Annotated in this window: 17 protein-coding genes; all 17 read right to left on the bottom strand. The window is 42.4% G+C overall.

The features are described from left to right. Nucleotides 1–16: 16 nt before the first annotated feature. The 17 genes from OE749_RS05550 to OE749_RS05470 all read right to left on the bottom strand — a co-directional run bounded on the left by OE749_RS05550 (nt 17) and on the right by OE749_RS05470 (nt 25,775). Nucleotides 17–862 (bottom strand): trypsin-like serine protease, encoded by an 846-nt coding sequence (locus tag OE749_RS05550; RefSeq protein ID WP_263711357.1) that lies wholly within the window; start codon nt 860–862, stop codon nt 17–19. A gap of 96 nt (nt 863–958) precedes the next feature. Further along, complete coding sequence (locus OE749_RS05545) at nt 959–1,492, bottom strand: cell division protein ZapC (RefSeq protein ID WP_263711356.1); 534 nt, start codon at nt 1,490–1,492, stop codon at nt 959–961. Nucleotides 1,493–1,588: 96 nt separating this feature from the next. After that, nucleotides 1,589–2,596: a quinone-dependent dihydroorotate dehydrogenase gene (pyrD, locus tag OE749_RS05540; RefSeq protein ID WP_263711355.1), complete on the bottom strand. Its 1,008-nt coding sequence runs from the start codon at nt 2,594–2,596 to the stop codon at nt 1,589–1,591. Nucleotides 2,597–2,675: 79 nt separating this feature from the next. After that, a complete protein-coding gene (locus OE749_RS05535) occupies nt 2,676–7,514 on the bottom strand; it encodes an NAD-glutamate dehydrogenase (RefSeq protein WP_263711354.1) in 4,839 nt (1,612 codons plus the stop codon). Between the two features lie 477 nt (nt 7,515–7,991). After that, nucleotides 7,992–10,316 carry an efflux RND transporter permease subunit gene (locus OE749_RS05530; RefSeq protein ID WP_263711353.1) on the bottom strand — a complete coding sequence of 775 codons (2,325 nt, stop codon included), beginning with the start codon at nt 10,314–10,316 and terminating at the stop codon, nt 7,992–7,994. 2 nt (nt 10,317–10,318) lie between these two features. Next, the gene (locus OE749_RS05525) at nt 10,319–11,338 is read right to left on the bottom strand and encodes a YCF48-related protein (protein WP_263711352.1); all 1,020 of its coding nucleotides are present in this window, start codon (nt 11,336–11,338) and stop codon (nt 10,319–10,321) included. 69 nt (nt 11,339–11,407) lie between these two features. After that, nucleotides 11,408–12,775 carry a DUF1329 domain-containing protein gene (locus tag OE749_RS05520; protein ID WP_263711351.1) on the bottom strand — a complete coding sequence of 456 codons (1,368 nt, stop codon included), beginning with the start codon at nt 12,773–12,775 and terminating at the stop codon, nt 11,408–11,410. A gap of 11 nt (nt 12,776–12,786) precedes the next feature. Beyond that, complete coding sequence (locus OE749_RS05515) at nt 12,787–14,859, bottom strand: DUF1302 domain-containing protein (RefSeq protein WP_263711350.1); 2,073 nt, start codon at nt 14,857–14,859, stop codon at nt 12,787–12,789. A gap of 189 nt (nt 14,860–15,048) precedes the next feature. Continuing rightward, nucleotides 15,049–15,273 carry a DUF2835 domain-containing protein gene (locus OE749_RS05510; protein WP_263711349.1) on the bottom strand — a complete coding sequence of 75 codons (225 nt, stop codon included), beginning with the start codon at nt 15,271–15,273 and terminating at the stop codon, nt 15,049–15,051. Nucleotide 15,274: 1 nt separating this feature from the next. Beyond that, the gene (gene pepN, locus OE749_RS05505) at nt 15,275–17,899 is read right to left on the bottom strand and encodes an aminopeptidase N (RefSeq protein WP_263711348.1); all 2,625 of its coding nucleotides are present in this window, start codon (nt 17,897–17,899) and stop codon (nt 15,275–15,277) included. A gap of 93 nt (nt 17,900–17,992) precedes the next feature. After that, the gene (gene nhaC / locus OE749_RS05500) at nt 17,993–19,453 is read right to left on the bottom strand and encodes a Na+/H+ antiporter NhaC (RefSeq protein ID WP_263711347.1); all 1,461 of its coding nucleotides are present in this window, start codon (nt 19,451–19,453) and stop codon (nt 17,993–17,995) included. Nucleotides 19,454–19,473: 20 nt separating this feature from the next. Next, on the bottom strand, nt 19,474–20,808 hold the full coding sequence (locus tag OE749_RS05495) for a sodium-dependent transporter (RefSeq protein ID WP_263711346.1): 1,335 nt from the start codon (nt 20,806–20,808) through the stop codon (nt 19,474–19,476). Nucleotides 20,809–20,945: 137 nt separating this feature from the next. Then, nucleotides 20,946–22,988 (bottom strand): carboxy terminal-processing peptidase, encoded by a 2,043-nt coding sequence (gene prc, locus OE749_RS05490; RefSeq protein ID WP_263711345.1) that lies wholly within the window; start codon nt 22,986–22,988, stop codon nt 20,946–20,948. Between the two features lie 4 nt (nt 22,989–22,992). Then, nucleotides 22,993–23,643, bottom strand: coding sequence for an RNA chaperone ProQ (proQ, locus tag OE749_RS05485; protein WP_263711344.1), 651 nt, complete (start codon nt 23,641–23,643; stop codon nt 22,993–22,995). A gap of 24 nt (nt 23,644–23,667) precedes the next feature. Beyond that, entirely contained in the window at nt 23,668–23,955 is a 288-nt protein-coding gene (locus OE749_RS05480; protein WP_263711343.1) for a hypothetical protein, read from the bottom strand. Continuing rightward, nucleotides 23,952–24,434 (bottom strand): GAF domain-containing protein, encoded by a 483-nt coding sequence (locus tag OE749_RS05475; RefSeq protein WP_263711342.1) that lies wholly within the window; start codon nt 24,432–24,434, stop codon nt 23,952–23,954. The genes OE749_RS05480 and OE749_RS05475 overlap by 4 nt, the downstream gene beginning before the upstream one ends. A gap of 210 nt (nt 24,435–24,644) precedes the next feature. Further along, nucleotides 24,645–25,775 (bottom strand): pyridoxal-phosphate-dependent aminotransferase family protein, encoded by a 1,131-nt coding sequence (locus tag OE749_RS05470; protein WP_263711341.1) that lies wholly within the window; start codon nt 25,773–25,775, stop codon nt 24,645–24,647. Nucleotides 25,776–25,801: the final 26 nt, after the last annotated feature.

Here is a 25,801-nt window from a genome sequence, read left to right as displayed (position 1 = left end):
GTAGTACCCAACCTATTTAATCTACCAACGAAGCGTTATTCAAACCTATCTCTTTACAAACCGCCGGTAATATCTCTTCTGTTAAGCCCGCAGGAAGTGATTGCAGCGCATTGTAAGAAATAATATCTACATTATCGCCATTTATAATATGTGCTATCCACTGCGAGAAATAAGATACTCGACTGTATATCTCTTTCACGCCGTAACGTCCAATACCTCCGCCTTCCACTCGAGAACTAACACCGTATACGGTTCCGCCATGGTCATTAACAGTATAAGCCGGACTGCCACTGTCGCCTCCTCCAGATACGCCCTCTAAAGGGAGCCCTTTACTTTCACTGTCAAAAGTAAATGTCAGTAATGGTCCGTCAGCAGAGTCAACAACATTTTGTGCGATTCGCAACTGCCCTTTATTTTCTGCATTATCAATGGTTTGCCCAGTCTTGCCATTACCGGTCCCGCCCATACCAATGAACCACATAGATTGACCTTCTTCATTCTGGGTTGTATTCAATGAAAATGGTTTAATTCCCTCAACAGAGTCACGTAATTTAATCAAAGCGATATCGTGGCTCTTAACGGGAGTATAATTTTTATGTACAAAAACAGAGTCTACGGTATACAACCTACCCGCTATAGAAATTAACGAACCAGTTCGAAGGCAAAAGGTAGTATGAGCTGCACTTAATACCCAATCTGGCTCTATAAGAATCCCATGTGCGCCGTCTATATAGAACGTGGCGAGTTGAGGTAAAGTGTTGTCATCAACTCGATATTTTGAATCATCAACATCATGGCGAATAACAATTCCGTTTGCTGCTGCGACACATAGTAGCGTGAGTGCCGTTATTATCTTTTTCATAAGTATCCTTTACTTACATTGACAAACGCCCCGCAACTAATCGGTATTTTAGCCTCAATTTGTAGCATTAACTCAGAGCCTCGAGGGCCAGCATTGCTAAGCTCGTCGCAGTTGACGTAACGAAACTTGGGTGCTCACCGGGCTTAACCGATGAGTGGAAACGCGAATAAGCGAAAATGTATCGATAGATTTATCGTCAGTGAGGTGCAAGGAATCTAGCGTTATCGCTTTAGCTGAGCCCCCTTCAACGGCGAATATTAAGCATGTAGTCTGGCCATGATCGGTGGAAATTAAACCAAATACATCGCCTTGTACAGGTTCTTCTGCTTCATGATATAGCCAATTTTTTTGAGCAACATGTTTATGAAAAAACATCGCAGCCATGGCATTTAATAGCATTTGCAATATTTCGGCATCCGAGTAAGACACATTGACCGACAATATAGCTTGGTGCAGCTCATGAAAAAATGCCATTTGTTCTAACGTAATTGGACAGGGGCGTCTTGGAATATCAATCAGTTGCTTCACCTGATAAGGCGTAGCAAAATGCAATGTTTCAGACAGCGCAATGCTTAAGCAATTGCGTTGTTCATCCACATACCAATACCACGACACATCAGGTGTTAACATACTTCTACTCCCCTAGAACCTTGTCTATATTTAAGGCTAATCTTTTAATTTTAAAAGATTTTTTTATTCTAGGTTTAAAAGATCCTATATTGATCGTTATAAGCCATTTACGATCGATTTTACTAATGGTGGACCTTGATAGATCAGCGCAGAGTACACTTGTACCAAAGTGGCACCTGCATCCAAGCGTGCTTTAGCACTTGCTACATTATTTATGCCACCGACCCCAATAACTGGCATAGCACCGTTTAGGCATTTAACCATTTCGGCTGTAATATGTTGGCTCTTTTCTGTCAAAACCGCACCACTTAAACCGCCCGCTTCTTGGGCATGAGGCAAGCCCACGACACTCTCACGATCAAGCGTAGTATTAGTAGTAATCACCCCATCCATTTTGCTACGCGTTAGAGACTCAGCGATTGATGCCACCTCATCGTCGGATAAATCAGGCGCGATTTTGATGACCACCGGCACGTACTTACCGTGTTTTTCAGCCAAAGCTAATTGCTCAGCTTTCAGGCCAGATAACAACGCATCTAAGGCGTCACCATATTGTAAATTTCTTAGTCCCGGTGTATTGGGCGATGAAATATTAACCGTTACATAACTGGCGTACTCGTACACTTTGCGCAAACAGATTACATAGTCATCTAGGGCGTTTTCTTCTGGCGTTGTTTTATTTTTGCCAATATTGATACCCAAAATGCCGGTGTATTTGGCTTCTTTAACGCGGTCAACCAAATAATCAACACCTTTGTTATTAAACCCCATTCGGTTGATGATGGCATTTTTTTCCGGGATCCTGAACAATCTGGGCTTGTCATTTCCGGTTTGAGGCTTGGGTGTAACGGTGCCTACCTCTATGAAACCAAACCCCATAGCGGCAAACGCGTCAATGCATTCGCCGTTTTTATCAAGCCCAGCTGCCAGGCCTACAGGGTTTTTAAAGGTTAATCCAAAGCATTCAACGGGTTTATCTTCAACGGGTTGTTTATACGTAAAATTCAAAAATGAATGTTGCGTTTTCTTTAGCCAGTTAATAGTGAAGTCGTGGCTCCATTCTGGATCTTGGTTTAATAAAAACGTTTTTAACAGTGAGTACATAGTTCAACAACCTAATATAGAAAAACGCCTCGACATCAAAGACATCAAGGCGATTTAGTTAATTGAAGTGCGCTAAATTTTAATCGTTAGCGTTGATACTTAGCAACATGATCTCTCTTAACGCCACCGAGAATTTAGCAAATTCATGTGACGAACTGGTTCTAAACTCAGACATCATGTGATACCAACGATCAAGCATGGGGCGATTCGTCTCAATCCACGAATCTAAAATCTTATCTGCATCCTTTCCTTTTGGTGAAGAGTGCAACAAGACGTTTGTTAATGAACGCTGCTGCCAGTCTAGTTCTTCTCGGTATGACGCACGAGCAAGTGCTTGCCAGTGATTTGCCACTGTTTGCTTATTGATTTGATCCAAGAACCAATGAAGTTCAAGTTTAGATCCAAGCTTAAAGTACAAACTTGCAACCAGAGAAATATCGCGTTTCTCTGTTTTTGCTACTTGAGCCAAATCAAGACAAGAGAACAAGTTGCTAAAGCTCGCCACTTTATAAGCGATAACATCTGGAACACCTGCATCTACATAATGTTGTTTAACATCTTCTAGCTGTTGATACTCGTCTTCAACAAGATATGACTTCAGATTAGATGACAAATCGTTGAACGTTTCACGATAGAATTCGATCGCTTTATCAATCGACTGCGATTTATCACCATGGCGAAGATACCAACGAGACGCACGACGCATCGTTCTGCGCATCGCATCTAACATTTCTAGTTGGACTTCTGCAGAAATCTTATTGTCAAGATCTTCCACTTCTTCCCATAGAGGGCCAATACCAAATATACCTTTCACCACTGCATAGGCAGTTGAGATTTCAACCACACTAGCGCCAGTTTCTTCCGCCATTCTGAAAGCGAAGTTTAATCCCATATCGTTAACCATGTTATTGGTTAACTTTGTCGCAATAATTTCGCTACGTAATGGATGCAGATCCATGTGCGTACCGAAACGCTGACGTAATACTTCAGGGAATGCCTCAACTAGCAGCTTTCTATGATATGGATTATCGGTAATTTGAGGAATATTTAATTTTTCCTTTAATACCATTTTGCCGTAAGCAATCAGTACAGATAATTCCGGTCTGGTTAAGCCTTGCTTAGTAGCTGCACGGTCTGATAAATCATCGTCACTTGGAATGAACTCCAGCTCACGATTAAGCGCGCCGTCTCTTTCCAAACCATGAATAAAGCGAAGTTGCTCTTTCAGGTTTGCCACACCGTTAAGATGCGTAATTGAAATCGACTGAGTCTGACGGTAACAATCTTGAATAACCAACTCTGCAACGTCGTCTGTCATGTCATACAACAATTCATTACGTTGTTTAAGCGTTAAATCACCGCTACGTACCAATGAGTTGAGTAAAATCTTGATGTTGACTTCGTTGTCTGAACAATCAACCCCGCCAACGTTATCGATAAAGTCTGTATTTAATCGACCGCCATGCGCCGCGTATTCAATACGGCCAAGCTGCGTCAAACCTAGGTTTCCACCTTCACCAACAATTTTGGCTTTAACATCTTTACCATTAACGCGGACATCATCATTTGCACGATCACCTACTTCTGCGTGAGACTCTTTCGTGCCTTTCACGTAAGTACCAATCCCACCATTCCAAATCAGGTCTACCGGCATTTTCAGCGCGTTATGAATTAGTTCATTTGGTGTCATGGTTTGCTTGCTCGTGCCAAGCCATTTCTTCATTTCTGGCGTCAGTTTGATTGATTTAGCACTTCGACTAAATACACCACCGCCTTCAGAAATAATAGACTTGTCGTAGTCGTCCCACGTCAGGCGTGGATTTTCGAACAAGCGCTGGCGCTCTTTGTAACTTTTTGCTGCATCTGGATCAGGATCAAAGAAAATATGCATGTGGTTGAAGGCAACGACTAAGCGCGTATGCTCAGACAACAACATACCGTTACCGAATACATCACCAGCCATATCTCCTACTGCCAAGCAGGTAAAATCGGTAGTTTGACAATCGATGCCAACTTCACGGAAATGGCGTTTAACGGATTCCCATGCGCCGCGTGCTGTAATACCCATTTTCTTGTGGTCATAACCAATACTGCCACCAGATGCAAACGCATCCCCTAACCAGAAGTTAAATTCTTCAGAGATACTGTTCGCAATATCTGAGAACGTCGCCGTACCTTTATCAGCAGCTACCACCAAATAAGGGTCGTCTTCGTCTAAACGCACTACATCTTTAGGATGAACAATATTTCCATCTACAATATTGTCGGTTATATCAAGTAATGAACGAATAAAAATTCGGTAGCACTCTTGTCCTTCTTTAAGGATCGCTTCGCGTCCTTCTTCAACCGGTAGATGTTTACATACAAAGCCACCTTTCGCTCCCACCGGCACGATGACGGTATTCTTTACTTGCTGTGCTTTTACCAAGCCGAGAATTTCTGTGCGGAAATCTTCCTGACGATCTGACCAACGAAGACCACCACGGGCCACTTTTCCACCACGAAGGTGAACACCTTCAATGCGAGGAGAATAAACAAAAATTTCAAATTTCGGCAATGGCAGTGGCATGTCAGGAATCAATTCAGGTAAGAACTTGAATGACGCATAAGACTTTTCTTCGCCGTTCGCATCTTTCTGATAAAAGTTAGTGCGTAGCGTTGCCAGAATCATATCCATATAACGACGAATAATTCTGTCGTCGTCAAGGTTTGAAACTTGATCAAGAAGTTCTTTAATTTTTGTCTGTAGTGCCGTTTCTTTTTTCTCTGAACGCTTGATAGCTGGGTTAAAGCGTTGTTCAAAAAGATCGATAAGCAATTTAGCAATGTTAGGATAATTCGCCAGTGTATTGGCAATATAAGAATTACTAAAAGAACTGCCCGTTTGACGCATATATTTAGCGTAAGCACGTAAGATCGTGACTTTTCGTCCCGTAAGTCCTGCACCTAAGACCAAACGGTTGAATGCATCGTCTTCTAAATGCTTGTGCCACACTTTGGCAAACGCATCTTGGAATAAGGCTTGTGCTTCATCCATATTGAGCTTATTACTCTTTGTATGAAGCATAGAGAAATCCATGATCCAGTTAACTTGGTTCTCGTCACATTTTACTTTGTATGGGCTCTCATCGATGACTCGCAAACCAAAGTTTTCCAACATTGGCAGTACCGCAGATAAGTGAATGGGTTCTTTTCTATGGAACAGCTTAAGCTTAACAGCCTGGCTGTCTAAGCCTTCTTCCTGCGGACGGTAGAACAGCATGTCTAAACTGTGATCAGGACCTAGAAGTTCTAACTTTTCTATATCGACTACGGCTGCGCTAGGCAATGTTTGCTCGGTATAGCTTCGAGGAAAAGCATTATCATATTTCTTTTCTAGTGCTTTACCTGCCGCTTCACCGTGATTCATTCGAATCGTTGCAACCAGCCTATCGTTCCAGCTCTTTGTTAGCTCAATTAGGTTTTGTTCAATTTCCTTCACATTAAATTCCGCATTGTTATCTTTCACACGAGCAATGTAGTGAGTTCTCGCATATACCGACTCAGAAAAGTACGTGGTGAACTCTACTTGTTCATCACTGTTAAATGACTTTTTCAAAAGCGCTTGCGTTTCTTTACGCAACTGCGTGTTATATCTCTCACGAGGTACATACACCATACAAGACACAAAACGTCCAAATACATCTTTACGAACGAACATTCTAGAAATGCCGCGTTCCTGCATTTGAAAGATTCCCATTACAATCGCATTAAGCTCTTCAACACTTGCTTGAAGCAGCTCATCTCGGGGGTAAGTTTCGATAATGTTCATGAACGCTTTGTATGCATGGGTTCCTTTTTCAAAACCAGATAATCCACATACATGTTCAATTTTATCCGCAAGTACCGGAAGTTGAGTCGCGCTGCTATTATAAAAAGATGCTGAATATAGGCCTAAAAACCTATCTTCACCTACGACATTACCGTTTTTGTCAAACCGCTTTATTCCCACGTAATCCATGTAAGCAGGACGATGAACTCGGGCCTTCGTATTTGTTTTAGTGAGCATTAACGGATTCGAGTTTAGCGCTTCTTTACGCGCGCTATGAGGCATTTTCGATAATAAACGATCTCGATCGCTAATCGAATTTTTCATTAACCCTAAACTGGACGCATTGTTCGGGATCCAACGATAATCCCCTTCAATGGCTTCTACGTCGTAACTTCTGTAACCCATTAAGGTGAAGTTGTGATCGTTTAGCCACGATAAAAACTTAATAGTTTGTTTCTTTTCTTGCTCGCTGGCTGGGCATGGCGTTTTGTCGAAGCGGGTAATAATGTCATTTAAACGATCACGCATTGATTGCCAATCGTCTACCGCAAGAGACACTTCATCAACAACGGATAGCAACTCTTTCGTCAACTCATCAATCGCTTTTTTGGTGGTTTGGCGATCAATCTCGACTAAGAATACGGTTTCTTTGCCGGTAGCTTTTTCTTTGCTGTCTTTTTGAATGAATGAAGACAACACATTATTCTTTTCACGCTTAACGCTTATTGGGCTATGTAGCAATAGATGCGCGGTAATGCCCAGACGATTTAATGCCATTCTGACTGAATCCACAAGGAATGGCATGTCTTTTACAATGATTTCAACAATAGTATGAGAAGACTGCCAGCCATGCTTCGCAATCTCAGGATTAAATACACGAATACGAGGCTTAGTCGCATCATATTTCACGAATTCATTCCAAAGACTCAGTGAAGCGCCATATAAATCACTATCACTGCGATCCTCTAAGTCATCTAACGAAATATTCCGGAACAGAATATTTGCGAACTGCTGAACCAAATCAGACTGAGATTTATCGACTTTTTTCTCGATTAACTGAAACACTTTTTCCAGTAAAACTGAGTGTTGGCTTCTTGCAACCGTCATGTAGCTTACCTTGTTATCATCTTGTAAGGGTACCGTTAGAAATCAATCCCGACGTTCCACACGATATTTTCGTATATCTAGCGTAGACAAAAGACTGAGATATATACAGTTTTCAACTTAATATATGCGTATTCTCGCTAAAAAATTACGATAAGAAAAGGGATTAATTTACGCGAATTTAACAATTTAAATAGCTATTCATTTTTTACCAATAATTTGAATAATCCCTGTTTATTTTTGAATCAAATCAAGGTGTATAAATTTCTCTAACATCAGACTAAACCGGAGCCAGAAGGAAGTAACACTCGTAAAGCGCAGGATTATATGAACGTTTCTTTGTTTCAAATGATGGGAAAACGTCGGCAATTTACGCAAACTATTATCGAATATTCGACAAAACCACGTTTCATGTGATGTTAACTAGTTGTCAGACCACAAAAAAAGGGGCTCGAAGCCCCTTTCTACATGAATGAATAGTTATTCATGAAGTTTTTTTCGTCGATAAAGTAAAGATGCGAGTGCAGGCAGTACAACAATTGCACCAAGCATGTTTACAACAAACATAAACGTTAGCAAAATTCCCATATCCATCTGGAATTTAAGAGAAGAGAACACCCAAGTACTCACGCCAACTGCCAAAGTAATGCCAGTAAATAACACTGCACTGCCCCGCTCTTTTAATGCATCCAAGTACGCTTCCTGACATGGCATGCCTGACTTAAGCTTAACACTCATTGTTGAGAGGATATAAATACCATAATCAACTCCGATACCCACACCTAAAGCAATGACAGGCAAAGTAGACACCGTTAAGCCAATTTCAAGATAGGTCATTAATGCTTGGGCAAGCACAGACACTACATACAATGGTATCACCACAGACAGTGTCGCACGCAACGATCTGAAGCTTAACAAGCACAGCAAAATAACTGCACCAAACACATATAGCATCATAGGATCTTGTGCCGCTGATACTGCTTCGTTTTTAGCCGCCATTACGCCTACTGGGCCAGACGCTAGTTTGAACTGCAAATCATCTTTTTCAAACTCTTGTCTGAAAGACTTCACAGCGTCAACAACCCGGCTAATCGTTTCAGCCTTGTGATCTTCCATAAACAAAATAATTGGCATTACCGAACAATCATTATTCAACAAGCCTGATGATGTTGGAATACGAGAAATAGCCTGAACTAGGGTTTGTTGATTTCGTGGTAACACTCGCCACTTTGGATTTCCTTCATTATATCCAGCATTGACAAGCTTAGCGACAGAGGCAAGACTTACCGCAGATTGCACGCCCTTCACATTTTCCATGCGCCATTGCAGTTCGTCTATCGCATTCATCGCATCGTACGATGTACACGCCTCTGGTGTGGCTTCCACCAAAATAGACATGTAGTCCACACTGATAGCGTACTTATCAGTAATCAAAAATGTGTCTTGGTTATAACGAGACGTCTCGTGCAATGCAGGAGCTCCGGCATGAAGATCGCCTATTTTCATTTGCTTTGATTGATACCAACCAAATGCAAATAAGACCGCAACAACCAAAATAATTTTATAGTCATAGCGTTGCGATGCGCATTGCGACACAGCCTCCCAAATGCGATTGCCAAACGCTTCTTTCTCAGCCACTTTTCTACGGTATTTCTCGTCAAATTTGGCATAAGACATGAGGACAGGCAAAAGGATCAAGTTGGTCAGAATGATCACGGCAACACCAATACTTGCGGTAATAGCAAGCTCTCTAATAATGCCAATATCAATGACCAAAAGGGTCATGAATCCAACAGTGTCAGATAGCAACGCTACGCCACCAGGAATCAACAATGCTCTAAACGCCATTTGGGCAGCCACTTTTGGCTCCATGCCTTCCATCGTGCGTTTGCCCACCGCGTTAATCATTTGCACGCCATGGCTAACACCGATAGCAAATACTAAGAACGGCACCAAAATAGACATCGGGTCAAGGCCGAAACCAAGCATGGTTAACAAACCCATTTGCCAAACAACAGCAATAACAGAACACAGTAAAGGCAATACCGTTAACATTATTGAGTGAGAGAAGAAGTAAACCATCACCGCAGTAATGGCTAATGCAATGGCAAAGAACAATACTACGTCTTTAGCCCCATCTGCGACATCACCAATCATTTTGGTAAAGCCGATGATGTGAATGCTCGTTTTTTCGTTTTCAAACTTGCCGCGTAATTGATTTTCTAGCTCTTTTGCCAAATCTAGCGTATTTAGTTGCTCACCTGTTTCAGGATCCAAATCAAGTAACTGTGCAGACACCATGGCACACTGAAAATCATCAGATACCATACGTCCAACAATACCCGCCTTATCAACGTTCTCAGAAACAAGTTTTAATGCGCTAGGCTGCGAGGAATTAAAATTAGCAGGGATAACGGGCCCGCCAGAAAATCCACCTTCGACAATCTCAGTGAAACGTGTAGATGACGAAAACAGTGAGTTCACTAACGACCTGTCTACACCATTAATAAAAAACAACTGATCATGAACATCTTTCAATGTGTCAAAAAACTGCTGGTTGTAGATATTCCCGTCTCTATCACACACAGAAACCAAAATGCTATTAGCACCACCAAAATCCGCTCTATGCTTCATGTAATTTTGCATGTATTCATGATTAAGCGGAATATTCTTCGTAAAGCCAGCATCTAATTTTAGCTGGGAAGATTTATAGGCTAACAATACTGTTGCCAATACAAACAGCACTATTACAATTACACGATGTCTAAAAATGACTCGTTCACATAAATCAATTAACGACGTCATGATTAACTACCAACCTTTTTACACTGCTTAAAATCAAACTGTTTTGATAAATGAGTCAAGCCCGTAACCGAAACGCCAATGACCTCACCATTGAACTCAACAGCATCAGTGACCGCCTCACCGTCTTCAGTCTGAAACAAATTTACTTCATTTTCTTTGATGCACAATATTTGACCATTATTGCCAACGAGTAGGGTATTCTCGTTTTGAAGAGGCAAAATAGAATTCCAAGATGCTTTACTTTGCGTATCTACTCTTTCCCAGTCTTCATCTTGTTGGCTGTAGGTAAATGCGTTACCTCTAAGACCTGCGGCTAACAGCTTTCCATCAGCTGTTTTTTCGATATCAAAAAACGACCCCATATAGTTGCTTTCCATACGCTGCCATTTTTCACCATTGTCATCGCTGAAAGCCAACAGTCCAGCCTCACCCGCAATATAAATTGCATCGCCTATGCGTGTTATACGATTCAAATGAGGTAAAATAGAGGCGAGTTCCTGTTGGTAAAATGCTTCATCTTCTTCTTTAATCTCTTCAAGATAGGCTTGATCATCTGGATGAAGAAATTCGGGGTGCATTTTTTTAGACCACGTTTGACCGCCATTATCCGTGACAAAGTAACTACCGTACGCACCTATAGCAATCCCGGAATTATCATTGAAAAACATAATGTCCATCAACGGCCTTTGCATTTCTGGCGCAACCATTTGCACTTCCCAGTCACCACTGCTTTCAGAAGGCATATGCAGAATGGTTGCATCATGACCGACTGCCCATGCCTTTCCATTCACCGTGGTTAAACTAGTTAAGGTTGCCTGACTAGGAACTGCCATTTGAGTCCAGTCTTTTCCATTTTTAGAACGCAGAATATGTCCTCGTTCACCCACTGCGTATACGAACTGTTCCGATGCTTCTATGTCGAGTAACAATGACTCAGTCACTAACGGTGCTTGATACGCTTTTTCTGAGGAGATAGTAGAAAAACTTACTAAAAAACCTAGTAATAATATACCTTGCTGCATTCTCATAATGTTAATTTTACTGATTGATAAAACAAAAACGGCTGGCTAAGCCAACCGTTTATCTCTTGCTTAGCGTATACCTTCTCGTCGTAACGCTTGAGGAGTAAATTCGTTATCCTCAGGTTTAATAGTGAAGTCATAAACTTTGTCTTCATTATCTAACCCTAGAGCCAAATAACGGCGAGAGTTAAGATCATGATAAACATCAAGCGTCGACCAATGTGTAGGTACTTCATAGTAGTTAATACCATGCGCTACCGCTACTCTATACAACTCTCCACGATTGTCGTACATATCTGCCACCTGAACTTGCCAGCTGTCTTCATCTATGAAAAACACGCGTTTTTGGTACACATGTCTGAATTCAGGTTTTAAGTTTGCTTCAACCACCCACACACGGTGTTTCTCAAAACGTGTCAAATCAGGATTGATATGCCCAGGTTTAAGAATGTCTTCATATTTTGCGTTGTCGCTATGTAACTTGTAGTTATTATAGGCAACATACATTTCTTTCTTGCCTTTCAACTCCCAAGTGTAACGATCAGGTGCACCATTAAACATGTCAAAGTCATCTGTTGTACGCAATCCATCTGACGCTGTTCCAGGTGCGTCGTATGCAATATTAGGTGCACGTCTTACACGGCGCTGACCAGTGTTGTATGTCCACGCTTGACGAGGCTCGCGAACCTGATCCATTGTTTCATGAACCAATAGTGCAGTTCCTGCTAAACGTGCTGGCGATGTAATTTTTTGCTTGAATTTCATAAGAATGTTTTCTTCAAGCAGTGCCTCTGGTGTGGCATCTTTTTCTGAGTACTTCACATAAAGTACCTCATCAAAGCCAATAACGTTATAGTCACCCGAAGCGGTAGGCGATGCTTGTCCGCCGTTTCTTGCAATTGCATCGCCGCGATAACGAAGGATGTGGTTCCATATAGCTTCTACACCATTTTGAGGAATGGGAAAAGGCACACCAATTGCTGCATTTTTAATGCCGTTACCCCCTTCGACCAATTCAGCACGTGTTGCATTGCGCTTTGTTGCTTCATAAACAAATTCTGGGTTCGAAGCGGTACGGCGTGTTTGATACACGGGCATTTTGTAAGTGTCTGGATAAGTTTCAAATAACTTTTTCTGACCTTCACTCAAATACGCGTCATATTCTTTATAGTTTTTAGACGTGATCGTGAACAAAGGTTTATCATCTGCAAATGGGTCTGGGTGAAAATCACCCGTTTTAAAACCTGCTGGAGGTGCAGTAATACCACCAGTCCAAGCTGGAATACTGCCGTCTGCGTTTGCGCTCTTGTCACCACCTAACGGTGTAAGCGTATCACCTAACTTTGCAGCTTCTGCTTCAGATACTTTGGCGCTAACCATAGAAGAGCTAAAAGCAATTGCTAGCGCAGAAGTTACGAGTGCTAATTTTCTAATCATAATGCTGCTCTCTAGATAGAATATTGGATACTGAATGACACATAATCTTTATCAGACAAGCCATTCGTGGTGCCTACGCCGCCCCAGAATGCACTGTAAGCAACGCTTGCTGACCATTTACTTAAATAATCGAAATCAAAAGACAAGCTCGCTGACTTTCTTTCTTCGATAAATAGGAATAAAGGATCGGGTGTTATACCGTCAACGTCATGTGAAAACGCTAAACGCGAACGCAAATTAACACCTGAGTACACGTTATTGAAATCAGCTACAGCTGATACACGATACCCCCAAGCATCTTCGGTTGGGAACGGGTTTGTTTCTGGGCCATCAGACAATGCCATGTGCAAGCCTTCTCGCGTGGAAACGATATTCCCATTTGCATCGCGCACAGGCTCTAAACCACCTGTTCTAGATGTGCCAGGTCCGTTAAGGCGCAACACACTTGGATCTGGGAAATCTTTAATGTCAACATAACCGACTTCACCCACAAGAATAAAGTTGTCCGTACCCCACATTGGGCCAAAGATATGGGTTGCCGTCATTTGCAATTGCAATGTATCAGATAGAATAAATCCGTCTGCAGTTTCGCCTGGACCCGCTGTGATACCTACGTTATTAAGCTGCGAAATACCGCCAAAGTCAGGTCTTAGTCCAGCATTGGCCAACTGTTCGGGCATCCCCATATACAGCAACTCTACATCATCGGCCTGAAGTGGCTCATCTTGGCGATAAGCAATTTCACCCGCTAGTGCTGTCTCGCCTATGTTTGTATTGAAGCTAAATCCATACAACTTGATATCTTCTGGATAGAAAAATTGCGCTTTGGTGAATGCACCCAGCTCAGTTACATTGTCTCGAGTTACTTGGTTAGCGGCAATGAAATCCAAATCATTCTCAATACCTGCTTGTGTAAAATCTGATGTTACACCAGAGATAACTGGGCGTTTACTGTGGTAATTAATGTAATACAGACCAAATTCAGTTTCGTTTAGTTCTGGCGAGAAATAGGTCAACTTTAAACCGTATTGCCCTTGATCATCTGCATCGTAATGTGCAGCATCGCTTTTATCTCGAATGGCGAGCTTGGTTGGATAAGCAAGATACATTTGAGAAATCAAAGCAGCATCAGCACCACCGCGTAACATGTCACCTAGGCCATTTAAGCCAGAAAGCAAGAAATCCATGTCCATGTCTGGGTTACCGGTAAAGCCAAGCTGAACATTGTTGTCTTGTCCGCCCTCACCTACAAAATCGTTTGTAGCAAAGTAACTACCGGCCTGTGGCAACCTGCTGCGCTCCCACTCATACTGGTAGTACATGGATACACTAAAGTTATCTGTAATACCTACGGAGGCGAAAACGGTTCCAACTGGAATAAAAACTTCTTTTAATTCTGAACCAGGTACACGCGAACGTGTTACATCAACCGGGTTCGCAACATTTATACCATGTTGAATAAATGTACTCTCACCCCAGCTGACCACTTGCTCACCGATACGCAATGAGACTGGCATATTACCGATGTTGAAGTCTGTATAGAAGAAAGCATCTAACAAACGAATATCTTGGCATAACTCTTCTCGCGCGCCCTCAAATTCGCACGGATCGCTTCTTTGACCCGTAATCGGGTTTGTCCAAGGACGATCTCCATCTTCCATTTCGAAGTCGTAGAAATACATACCGCGGAAAAACACACCCGAGTTTTTATTACGAATGTCTAATTCGTGCACACCTTTAAAGATTGTCGAAAACGCTTCGCCTTTATCGTAATTCAAGTTAGCAAGGTCAACGTTTGTGGAATAACCACCAACAGGTGAGCTCCACACGTCTTGAGAAGTATAAATTGGATTAGTAGCAGGGTTGTATCCTGACCAATTAAATTGAGGTTGGTTACTTTTACCAATCAAATCCCAATCGCGCTCCTCGACTCGAATACTGGTTCCCAAAGAAAAGCTTGAATCGAAGCTCACGCTCCAGTCACCATCACTCCAACTTGCCGCCTGACTCGGCGCTGCAGTTAACAACCCAGCTAAACAAATGGCGATATGTGACTTTTTGAACATCGCAGGTCCAGATCTCATATTTTTATTCTCCTCTGCCGCTACTTCAAACCCTGTAACGGATAGATAGACCATGAAGGCAAAATTTTCACAAAATAATTACATCATTTTGATAACATATCAAGAAGAAATCGTACCAGTTCCTTGTATCTGCTTCCTTTTTTCAATCAACAGGTTAAATTTCGAGCTAAGGTAACCTTTATCATTTTGTTAAGAAATTCTTTCAAAAGACTTAACTTTATTTTCACTATTGATAATAAGACGAAATCGCCCTTTTAGCCCACTTCGATTAATAAATGGGCGTAAATTAACGGTAGGGAGCTGAACGCGCTCCCCAGAATCTGCCGTCACTACCACGGAGTTATTGCCAGCATGGTACAGTTTTTCACACGCAGCGTAAGAAACAGATAATGAAAAAAAGTAGACTCTATTCATACTATTTATTTAGGGAATAAGAGAGGCTTTTTGTGACCTTCTCTGTGAGATCCTTGCTCAAGTTCACTTTGTTAGCAATTCGCATAAGCTGATGCTTCATCTGCGATTGCCTTTGCACATCCACATGTTGCCACTGGGTTAATGGCGTAATAATTCGTGCCGCCACTTGTGGGTTTATATCATCTAACTCTAGCAAGTAGTCGGTAACATATTTATATCCCGAGCCCTCCAACGAATGGAAGCGCTTTGGATTATAAAATGCAAACGATCCAACTAATGCACGAACACGGTTTGGATTTGATTTTGAGAACTGCTTGTGTGCGCTTAATAAATCTAGTCGACTTAAGATATCATCGCGTGACGTTGAGGCATGTAAACCAAACCATTTATCCAACACGAGAGGATCATCACGCCAAGTCGCTTCAAAGCGCTCCATGAGCTTATCAAATTCATGAACATTTGACGTTTGAGCAGCTTTAAGTGCACTCAATGTATCAGTCATGTTATCAGCCTGATTGAAGTGCGCAGTAGGAAGTGAAGCACTGCGTTGTGACAAACTGGCGTAGGTTAATGCTAAATTCTTTAATTTACGTGCATGAACTTGCGCTTGCTCGTAAGTGTATTCAGGCAATGAAATTTCTTCATACAGTCTTAACCACGCACTTTGATGCGTATTAGCGAGATGATCAAGTAACGTTTCTCTTACTGAATAGAGCGCATCAACATTGTATTGCGTCACCTGTTGGCTCAATGTTTCGAATGACGGGACACACAATAATTCACTTGCTAAATCTTGATTCTGCTTCGCACTAGACAATATGTCATCAAACAATTCATCTAACATATCCAATGAAACCGAGTCTTTCTTAGAAAACTCATCATGTCCTGCTTGCTGATGAATATATTGGCTAAGCAACGTTTGGCTGGCATCCCATCGTGCAAATCCATCTTTTGCATACTTGGCTAAGTGAACAAACTGTTTCGGTGAGCCATTGGTCTCAAGTTTTACAGGTGCAGAGAAATTAGTAAGAACAACGGGCGTAACAGTATTTTCAACTGGTGAGAAGGCAATGACGCCTTGTCGATCCATCAAATTAAATACCGTTGTCATCTCACCTTTACTATTCACAGGTAAAGATGCACCGAGTTTATCTATCAATTCTAAACGGATAGGAATATGTAAAGGTTGTTTTTCTTTTTGATCGGCTGTTGGCGGATTATCCTGAGTAAATTCCAATGACAGTGTTTGGCTTTGCGCATCATAAGAAGACACCATAGTTAATTTGGGCGTACCTGATTGCGAATACCAACGCTTAAATACAGTTAGATCGGTTTGATTTGCCTCTTCCATTGCCGCTACAAAGTCATCGCAAGTGACTGCCTTTCCGTCATGGCGCTCAAAATACAAATCCATGCCTTTTCTAAAGCCTTCAGCCCCGAGTAGCGTATGCATCATGCGTATTACCTCAGCCCCTTTATCGTACACCGTCACCGTATAAAAGTTATTCATCTCCATGACTTCATCGGGGCGAATTGGATGCGACATCGCACTGGCATCTTCCGCAAATTGGTGCTCACGAATGACACTCACACTTCCTATACGAGTGCTAATGTCTGACGCCATATCAGCACTGAATTGCTGATCGCGAAACACCGTCAATCCCTCTTTGAGGCTAAGTTGAAACCAGTCACGGCAAGTCACTCGATTCCCAGTCCAATTGTGAAAATATTCATGTGCAATCACTGACTCTATGTTGAAGTAATCTTCGTCAGTGGCAGACTTCGCATCGGCAAGCACGTATTTGCTATTAAAGACATTTAACCCCTTGTTCTCCATTGCCCCCATATTAAAGAAGTCGACGGCGACGATCATGTAAATATCGAGGTCATATTCAAGGCCAAATACGTCTTCATCCCACTTCATCGCTCGTTTAAGAGACGCTAAAGCGTGGTGTCCTCTCTCTTTTTTTCCCTTGTCTACGAATAACTGTAGTAACACCTCTCTGCCACTTTTTGTTGTGTAAGTGTCTTCCAATAAATCAAAGTCACCCGCAACCAACGCAAAGAGATAGCAAGGTTTTTTGAACGGATCATGCCATTCTACCCAATGTGTACCATCAGCACTCTGTCCTTCTGAGACTTTATTCCCGTTCGACAACATATAAGGGAAGCGAGATGCATCACCAATGATTTTTACCCTGTATTCAGACAGCACGTCTGGACGATCTAAGAAGTAGGTAATTTTCCGGAAGCCTTCAGCTTCACATTGCGTACAAAATGCTCCTTCAGATAAATACAGTCCCTCTAAAGACGTATTATTTTTAGGATCAATGACTGTTTCGATAGAAAGTGTAAATGAATCAGGGACATTGTTAATGCGAATACCATTAGGGGTCACCTCATAGTCAGTCCAACTGCCATCATTAATATGTAAAGAGATGAGTTCTAAGGATACACCATCTAGTTCAAGTGGGTGGCTATGCCGATTTGACTTTCGCACTGATAGCGTAGATTCAACACGTGTTCTGTGGTCATCTAGATGGAAAACAAGGTCGACGGTGTCAATATGAAAATGCGGAGGCGTATAATCACGTCGACGTTTAACGGAATGCGTAGTAACAGACATAGTACTCCCTTAAATGGCATGAAATGCAGATAAATAGCGTAGTAGAGTAAGTATATAAACAGCGGGCAAAGATGCCCACTGTTTGAAAAAAGGTTATGCGCGCTTTTCCACACCTGGCGGTGTAACGCGAAGAATTTTAATACCCAAGAATGCGTAAATTATGGCAAGAATAGGATTGATAAGGTTGAAGAACGCATACATTGCATATTCTAGAGGATTAACCAAAAGTACACCATGCATGTAAGCGCCACAGGTATTCCATGGAATTAATGGCGAGGTCAATGTCCCACCATCTTCCAAACTGCGAGATAAATTCAACTGATGTAACCCTCGCTTCTCGAACTCTTCTTTATACATACGTCCAGGCATGACGATTGACATGTACTGATCTGCTGTAATTAAGTTGGTACCAAAGCAGGTGAGAATAGTACGTGTAATAATGTCTCCTGCAGACCTTGCGCCACTCAATATAGCGCTAACTACACGTTTAAGTAACCCAACTCGCTCTAACACTGCACCAAATGTCATCGCGCACATAATCAACCAAATCGTATTTAGCATGCCCGACATTCCGCCTCTGCTTAATAACGAATTCAGAGTGTCGCTTGGTGTATCAAAGCTTACGCCATCAAAAAATGCCGTCCAAACCACCTTGGCAGTGCCAATCGCATGGGAACCTTCATCCCCCGCCATTTTTAGAATCACGTCACTTTGAAATAAAACCGCCCACACTGCACCAAGCATTGCCCCGATTGACACCGCAGGGAAAGCAGGCACTTTTTTGACAGCAAGGGCCAATAAAATAATAAGCGGAACAAGTAAATGTGGCCCCAAATCGAACTCACTTGCTAATATTGATTGCATTTCTTGAATGCGTTCTACACTACTTTCATTTGTGCCAGTGATACCTAAAACGGCAAATAATATTAATGCAAGTATAATGCTTGGTACTGTGGTCCAAAGCATATACTGAATATGTTCAAACAGATTAGTACCAGCAACGGCTGGTGCTAAATTGGTGGTTTCAGATAGTGGCGAGATCTTATCGCCAAAATAGGCCCCTGATATTACAGCGCCAGCAGTTATCGCCTCTGACATGCCCATCCCGTTTGCAATTCCCATTAGCGCTACACCGACTGTGGCAGCGGTTGTCCATGAGCTACCGATACTCATTGCAACGATCGCACAAATTAAACACGCCGCGGCATAAAATAAAGAGGGGTTAAGTAACTCCAAACCATAATAGATTAACGTTGGAACCGTTCCAGCCAACATCCATGTACCAATGAGCGAGCCGACGGCTAGCAAAATTAAAATCGCACCGAGTGACAGTGATATCCCCTTCACTATTCCCTTTTCAATATCCTTCCAAGAATAGCCATTTTTGATACCAATAAGCGAAGCCACAAACATCGAGAAAATTAACGCGATTTGATTGGGGCCATAAGACGAATTGTCTGAGAAAAGATAAACCGAACTACCTAAAAGCACGATTAATATGGCAATGGGAATGAGGGCATCGAGTAACGATGCGTCTTTATATTGTTTTTCCATTTTACTTCAAAATACCCTGATTATGCGATGGAGCGATAAAACATAATAAAAATGACAACGGGGCAGACAAACTTGACATACCAAGGCCAGATCTTCCAAAACACACTGTGCTCAGCGTCTTCAAATCCGTCCTGTAGCTCTGCTAATACTTGATCACGCTTCCAGACCCATCCGGCAAAAATACACAACACCAATCCTAACAGTGGTTGGCTATATTTGGTGGTCAAGGTAATAACCAATCCAAAGAGTGCTTGAAAATTAAGGGCAATGATTGTCGATACGATAAACACCGTAAATGCCAAGCCCCAAACTGCACGCTTTCTCTCAACACCTTTACTTTCAACAACATAAGCGACTGGCACTTCAAGCATGGAGATGGAAGATGTGAGTGCAGCGATTACCATTAATGCGAAAAACGCACAGGCAACTACAATGCCGACACTGCCCATGGTGTCAAACAACGCAGGCAATACGGTGAATATCAACGAGTCACCTTCTATCAATTCACCAGAAGAGGAAAATATTTCAACGCCGTTATTCAGTGCAACATACATCGCCGGAATAATGAGCATACCAGCCAATATGGCAACACCAATATCAACGAGTGCTACCGATGCCCCTAACGTATGCAAACGTTCGTGTTTGGCAATATAAGAACCGTACACCAGCATGGTACCTACACCTAAAGACATAGAAAAAAAGGCCTGCCCCATGGCATTAATTAGCAAATCAGGATTCATTACACGACTGAAATCGGGCAGTACGTATGCTTTCCAACCTTCAATTGCGCCATCTTGCGTAGATACGTAAATGATTAGCAAAACGATAATTGCGATAAGTGTAGGCATCAGTCTAACAGACCAACGCTCAATACCACCACTAACACCGCCTGTTACAATACCAGCCGTCAAGAATATAAAAATGCCACAAAAAAGGATATCGCGGGTAGCGGATGAATTCGTCAGCCAAGATGACACTTCATTCAACCCGAACATATTCGTTATCGTTTGCAGGAAGTAGGCAATCATCCATCCAGCAACAAGAGAGTAAAACGCCAGAATGAGTGATACCGTTATGAACCCCCACACACCCGTCGCACGTCCTATTTGACTGCCAGATATTTTCCCTAGTGCATCCACCATGTTGGAACGCGTCGCTCTACCAATGAGCAACTCAGCCATCAAAACGGGATATGCCAGTAAGAATGCCAATATGATGTAAACAAATACAAACGCCGCCCCACCGTTGCTAGCAACTTGTGTGGGGAACCCCCAAATATTTCCCAAGCCTACCGCTGATCCTGCAGCGGCTAGCACGAAGCCAAGGCGGGAAGAAAACTCTCCTCTAACACTCATACACGAACCTTGTTATTATTTTAATTTTTCACCAAAAGTTACCGGGCAAGGTAGGATGAAATAATCTTTAATAAATTGTAAATATTAAAAAAGGGCTATATTGCGGATAGCCCTTTCATTAGTCAATATTTTGTTAACTATTTCGTTTTAGCTACTGCATACTTTCCATCGTTGATTACATCGAAGGTTATGTTTGCAGCCTCTGCCAAGAAGGGATCAACTGGCTCAAAATCATCAGGTAAATCATCTAAAGATTTTACTGGTTCTTTCCCTGCACGCGCTAACCTTTCATTGGCGCGTTTCAATCGCTTAGCATCACGTTCGTCTTTCTCTTTAACGCGTTCAGCTTCAACTAAAGAAATTGAATCTTCATCTTTTTCACGCTTGTATTCAGCGATATCCTCGAAGATGTAAGCAAATTCAGGATCTTTATCGATTCGAGCTAAATGCTGCTTAGTCGCAATCGATACCGCTTGCGATGGGTCACCAACACTCGCGTACTTCGCTCGTGCGATTTTATCCCATGGTAAGGCATTCTCTTCCTGGCTTTCACCCCATTCCGCTGGGTCGATAGCAGACGGGAATAAGATATCGGGGATAACCCCTTTATGCTGTGTACTCCCGCCGTTGATACGATAGAATTTGGCAATCGTAAATTGCACACTGCCCAGAGGGTTGTCATATAGGTCGTAAATTCTGCCCAAAGGTCGGTGTTGTTGAACCGTGCCTTTACCAAAGGTTTGTTCACCTACAACAATACCACGCCCATAATCTTGCATAGCCGCTGCAAAAATTTCAGAAGCTGACGCACTATATCGATCAACCAGAACCGTAAGCGGGCCTTCGTAATGGGTTACACCGTCGGTATCACTTTCTACTCTCGTACGTCCCGCGCCATAACGAATCTGTACTACGGGGCCCTTGTCAATAAACAAGCCTGAAAGTAGCGTCGCTTCCATTAGCGAACCGCCACCATTGCCACGTAAATCGACAATAATTGCACTGACTTCTTGCTCTTTCAGCTTGGTGATTTCTTTTTTCACATCTTGATGTAGATTGTTGTAAAAAGAAGGGATTTTAATAACACCAATATCCTGACCTTTGTAAGGGCCACTTTCAGGAGAATACACGTCTGATTTGGCAGCTCGATCTTCGAGCTTAATTTTGTCTCGGGTTAAACTCACAACTTCAGGAGTGTTGCTGTCAGACGCAGCCTTTACAACCTGTAAACGGACTGTGCTGCCCTTTGGGCCTTTAATTAGCTCAACGACTTCATCTAAGCGCCATCCCACCACATCAACAAAGTCTTCATCGTCTTGCGCCACGCCAACAATTTTGTCTTCTGCTTTAATCTTTTTAGACAGATCGGCAGGACCACCAGGCACGACACTGCGAATCACAGTAAAGTCGTCTTCACTTTGAAGCACGGCACCAATACCCTCAAACGACAAATTCATATCCATTTGAAAACGTTCAGCATTTCTGGGAGATAAATAGCTGGTATGTGCTTCGATGCTATGTGCAAACGCGTTCATGGCTGTCTGAAAAACGTCTTCGCTCTTCGTTTGCGACAAACGCTTAATCGCTCGCTCATAGCGTTTGGTCAATAACGTTTTAGTCTCTTCCCAATCTTTGCCAGCAAGCTTTAAATTCAACGCATCGTATTTAACGCGTTGCCTCCACAACTCATCAAGTTCAGCTGTGGTTTTTGGCCAAGCAGCATCTTCTCGATCGAAATGGTATGCATCGCCAGCCACACCGAAGTCAAAAGGCTTTTCAAGCAGCGTGATAGCAAACTTGTACCGCTCAACACGTCTTTGCAGGTTAAGCGAATACATTTTAAATGCAATATCAAGATTCCCCTTCTCTATCGCATCATCAAACGCATCTCTGTACTTTTGCAGCTTTTCAACATCCTTCGCTAAAAATACGCTTCGATTCAAATCAAGAGAGCGTAAATAACGGTCGAACATCTTAGAAGAAAGCTGGTCATCCAACTGGACTTCTTTGAAATGTGCGCGCAAAAAGTGAGAAGAAATACGTTTTGCCGAAACAGAGTGCTGTGACTCTTGCTCCAACAATGGCAGTTCATCGACAGTATCTGAATTGTTTACTGCGAAGCTACCAGCACTCATTGCTATGAATGCAGACGCGACGGATACGTGGAGAAGTCTTTTCATATTACTACCTCTTGGAACGGGCCAAACGTAACTGATCTACCTGTACTTTAACCACCATCCCAGAATCTAATTGAACTTGAACACCGTCTTTTGCCACTTCTGTAATTGTTGCTGGCATCGGAACTTTACCCACCTTAACAGTCACTTCTGTGCCCGGCGCAATATGTTCATCGGTTAATTTTTCTGGTGGAGGCCTTTTGTTTGGTCTCGGTTTGTTTGAATTAGTTCCACTAATTGTAGATTTATCTTGCTGAGATGCCTTTTTATTTCGCACATTTTTGCGAGGAGCACCATTTTTTGCCTGCTGCTCTTTGCGACGCTCAGCGACTTTCGCTTTGCTCTCTGCAAGCTGCTGTTTAGCATGCTCAGCATGTTCTTTCTCAATCAGATCACCTTCGTTGCCGTCTAAGTCAACACGAGCGGTGCCTTCCTTCACTGCGTGCAAATAACGCCAGCTGTTGGTGTAGTGCCTTAGCGTAGAGCGAAGCAACGTTTTGCTTACCCGCTCTTCTTCACTGAGACGTTCTGCCAGATCTTGGAATATGCCGATTTTTAAAGGTTTCGCTTCACCATCAAGAGTAAAGCACGCTGGGAACTTTTCAGCGAGGAAACTAATCACTTCCTTACTGTTAGAGAATTTTTCTGGGTTATCCATTAATCAATCTAAGTATGTTGCTAGTTAATCAGTATTGAAGTCTTCATCATCCCAAGTTGCCAGCAGTTGGTCAACCCAGTCAAGTAAATCTTCGTCGTCTATGTCTAATAAAAGACCATCTTCCCGCCAACTTTCCCATACATGTTGTAGCATGTTTTCAAGTTTGGCAGTCGGAATATCTTCATCTGCTCTATCATACAGCATATGAAGGATTGTATTGAGTTTTTCTGACGCCTCGTAAGCTAGTTCATCCCAATAGTCCAGATCGTCTGGCGTCGAGAGCACAACCTGAATATCGACAAAATGTTTCAAGCGATAGACTCCGCAATCTGTGTTTGTAATGCGTCAACAATCGCGCTCAGCCCTGCCTCGTCATTTTCAGTAAACCTATGTGTGATGGGACTATCAATATCTAAAACTCCATACACGTCACCGTTAATTATAATGGGAATGACAATTTCTGAATTAGAGTCAGCATCGCATGCAATGTGCCCGTCAAATTGATGCACATCATCAACACGCTGAGTTTGTGCAGTGGCAGCGGCGGTGCCACACACACCTCTACCAAGCGGAATTCTTACACAGGCGGGTTTACCCTGAAAAGGTCCAAGAACCAGTTCATTACCTTTAATCAGGTAAAATCCGGCCCAGTTGACATTGTCCATGTACAGATATAGCAAACTGCTAATATTAGCCATATTGGCGATAATATCCGTCTCACCAGACATGAGACCTTTTGCTTGTAACAGCATGTCTGAATAAGTCGCGTTATCAGTAGCTTGGAATGTCATATAAAATCAGCTCATTTATTAACAATTTAAAACGCAGAAGATACGTTTCTTACGGTTAAAATAAAAGAGGTTTACGCTATATTCCATAAATTAATGTTATCGCGTTGGATGAAGAAGCATCAAACTGTCTAACAATTCACCACCCAGTGCACGATTAACATTTACTTTGCTTAAAATTAGCATTGTTTAAACACGGCAGGGATGTGTTGATCAGCCTCGTTCTAACACCGTTTTTAAGGCGTTAATGCAGTAGTTAACGTTGTCTTCGTTTGAAGTATGGCCCATCAAGCCTATTCGCCATACTTTCCCAGCAAATTGCCCAAGTCCGGCTCCAATTTCTAGATTAAAATCGTTAAGTAATGCTGATCTCACTACTTTGTCATCGACGCCTTCAGGAATAGTGACCGCATTCAACTGAGGTAAACAATATGCTTCATCAACCGCTAATGTTAAGCCAATTGATGCCAAACCTTCCTTTAACTTAATATGATTTTGCTGATGCCGGTTCCACGCGTTTTCGAGACCTTCCTGATGCACTAGCCTCAAGGATTCATACAGTGCATATATACTGTTTACAGGCGCTGTATGATGATATGCACGTTGGGCTCCTTTACCCCAATATCCCATAACCAAGTCCATGTCTAAAAACCAGCTTTGAACAGGTGTTTTACGCCCCTTAATTTTTTCAATGGCAGCTTCACTAAAAGAAATCGGCGACAATCCGGGCACACAAGACAAACATTTTTGCGAGCCTGAGTAAATTGCATCAATGCCCCATTCATCAACGCGTAGTTCGCTTCCTGCCAGTGAGGTAACCGCATCAACCAACGTTAAGCAACCGTGCTCACGCGCCAATTGGCAAAGAGCTTGTGCATCATTCATTACACCTGTAGAGGTCTCTGCATGCACAAACGCAACAATTTTCGCGTCTGGGTGTGCTTTTAAGGCCGACGCTAATTTGTCTAACTTGGTTTGTTCACCCCATGGGTCTTCAACCAAAACGGCTTCCCCTCCACAACGAATCACATTTTGGTACATACGTCCGCCAAATACACCGTTTTGACACACAATAACCTTATCACCTGGCTCAACAAGATTGGCTAAGCAGGCTTCCATTCCTGCTGAACCCGGCGCTGAAATCGGCATCGTCAAGGTGTTCTTAGTTTTAAAAGCATATTGCAAAAGTGATTTTACATCGTCCATCAACGACACAAATTGTGGATCAAGATGTCCTAACGTCGGCTTAGAAAGCGCGTTTAAAACAGCAGGAGATACATCTGATGGGCCGGGTCCCATTAACGTCCGTTTGGGTGGATTAAATACTGAAAATTCCTGGGACATGCTCACCTCAAGGTTGTAATTTGATA

Origin of the sequence: Fluctibacter corallii (assembly GCF_025751585.1) — a bacterium.
Classification (GTDB): Bacteria; Pseudomonadota; Gammaproteobacteria; order Enterobacterales; family Alteromonadaceae; genus Fluctibacter_A; species Fluctibacter_A corallii.
This window is presented reverse-complemented; position numbering and strand designations above follow the sequence as displayed.